We start from the raw sequence: 2,040 nt of genomic DNA on the forward strand, positions 1-2,040 counted from the left end.
TTTATTATGGTGATCCCCTGGGCGAAATGCGCCTGGTAAGCAGAGTTTTTGAAATGTAAGGCCTTTGAATAAGACAAAAGGCTGCCTCATCGCTAACTTTGCAACAGTGCCCACTAGTGAGGGGCGGCAGCGCATCAAGCGGTGAGCGCACTCCGGCACCGCCAACTTTCAGCACATGCGTGTAAATCATCGTCGTAGAGACGTCGGAATGGCCGAGCAGATCCTGCACGGTTCGAATGTCGTAACCGCTGCGGAGCAAGGCCGTCGCGAACGAGTGGCGGAGGGTGTGCGGTGTGGCGGGCTTCGTGATGCCTGCTTGTTCTACGGCACGTTTGAAGGCGCGCTGAAAGGTCTGGTCATACATGTGATGGCGACGCACGACACCGCTCCGTGGATCGGTCGAATGCGTGTGCTGCGCAAAAACCCAGAACCACGGCCAGGAATGCCCGGCGCGCGGATACTTCCGCTCAAGGGCGTCGGGAAGCGCAACGCCGCTGCGGCCCTCGGCCTGGTCCTTCAGCCACCATGCCCGTGCACGCGACAGCTGCTCGCGCAGGCTGGGTGCCAAGCTCTCGGGTAACATCAAGGCCCGATCCTTGGAGCCCTTGCCCTCCCGCACGATGATCGTGCCGTGATCGAAATCCAGATCCTTGACCCGCAGTTGCAAACCCTCACTGATCCGCATGCCCGTTCCATACAGAAGCTGGGCGAACAAACGATGCTCGCCTTCCAGAAAACCGAGGATGCGAACCACTTCATCCGGGGTCAGCACCACCGGCAAGCGCCGCGACGGCCGAGGTCTTCCGATCTCCTGAAGCCAGGGCAGATCCGTGCACAGCACCTTGCCGTAGAAGAACAGCAAGGCCGCCAATGCCTGACGATGCGTGGAGACCGAAACCTTGCGCTCGTTCGCCAGCCAGGACAGAAATGCCTCGACTTCGCTGCTGCCCAAGGTTGCCGGGTGACGCACACCGTGGAAACGGATGAAGGCACGAACCCAGTGGACATAAGCCTGTTCGGTTCGTAAACTGTAATGCAAGTAGCGTATGCGCTCACGCAACTGGTCCAGAACCTTGACCGAACGCAGCGGTGGTAACGGCGCAGTGGCGGTTTTCATGGCTTGTTATGACTGTTTTTTTGTACAGTCTATGCCTCGGGCATCCAAGCAGCAAGCGCGTTACGCCGTGGGTCGATGTTTGATGTTATGGAGCAGCAACGATGTTACGCAGCAGGGCAGTCGCCCTAAAACAAAGTTAACCCAGGATGAGAACCTTGAAAGTATCATTGATGGCTGCGAAAGCGAAAAACGGCGTGATTGGTTGCGGTCCAGACATACCCTGGTCCGCGAAAGGGGAGCAGCTACTTTTTAAAGCATTGACCTACAATCAGTGGCTTCTGGTGGGTCGCAAGACGTTTGAATCTATGGGCGCACTCCCCAATAGGAAATACGCGGTCGTTACCCGCTCAGGTTGGACATCAAATGATGACAATGTAGTTGTATTTCAGTCAATCGAAGAGGCCATGGACAGGCTAGCTGAATTCACCGGTCACGTTATAGTGTCTGGTGGCGGAGAAATTTACCGAGAAACATTACCCATGGCCTCTACGCTCCACTTATCGACGATCGACATCGAGCCAGAGGGGGATGTTTTCTTCCCGAGTATTCCAAATACCTTCGAAGTTGTTTTTGAGCAACACTTTACTTCAAACATTAACTATTGCTATCAAATTTGGAAAAAGGGTTAACAAAGCTATGCAATCGACGGCAAAAAGCTTCGTTCGCTTCGCGCACTACGCCTTTTCCGCGATTGATAGCGACGTTATGTGAATATTGAAATGAGCATTCCAAAGAAAGGAAGTAGAAAAATTATCGTGGGCGAAAATGAGTTTTTGTGGCTCATTAGGTCAAAACTCACATATTCGCAGGACGGCACTGTTGCAAATAGTCGGTGGTGATAAACTTATCATCCCCTTTTGCTGATGGAGCTGCACATGAACCCATTCAAAGGCCGGCATTTTCAGCGTGACATCATTCTGTGG

The 2,040-nt window shown here is 53.6% G+C and carries 2 protein-coding genes; one reads left to right on the top strand and one right to left on the bottom strand.

Translation table 11 applies throughout. The features are described from left to right. Positions 1 to 4: 4 nt before the first annotated feature. The gene (gene intI1 / locus ACJHYO_RS23915) at positions 5 to 1,117 is read right to left on the bottom strand and encodes a class 1 integron integrase IntI1 (protein WP_024166810.1); all 1,113 of its coding nucleotides are present in this window, start codon (positions 1,115 to 1,117) and stop codon (positions 5 to 7) included. A gap of 155 nt (positions 1,118 to 1,272) precedes the next feature. Here intI1 and dfrA14 point away from each other — a divergent pair, with 155 nt between their 5' ends. Then, complete coding sequence (dfrA14, locus tag ACJHYO_RS23920; protein WP_004201280.1) at positions 1,273 to 1,746, top strand: trimethoprim-resistant dihydrofolate reductase DfrA14; 474 nt, start codon at positions 1,273 to 1,275, stop codon at positions 1,744 to 1,746. The last annotated feature ends 294 nt before the right edge of the window (positions 1,747 to 2,040 follow it).

It is taken from the genome of Escherichia sp. WS1118, assembly GCF_046487695.1.
Lineage (GTDB): Bacteria > Pseudomonadota > Gammaproteobacteria > Enterobacterales > Enterobacteriaceae > Escherichia > Escherichia coli.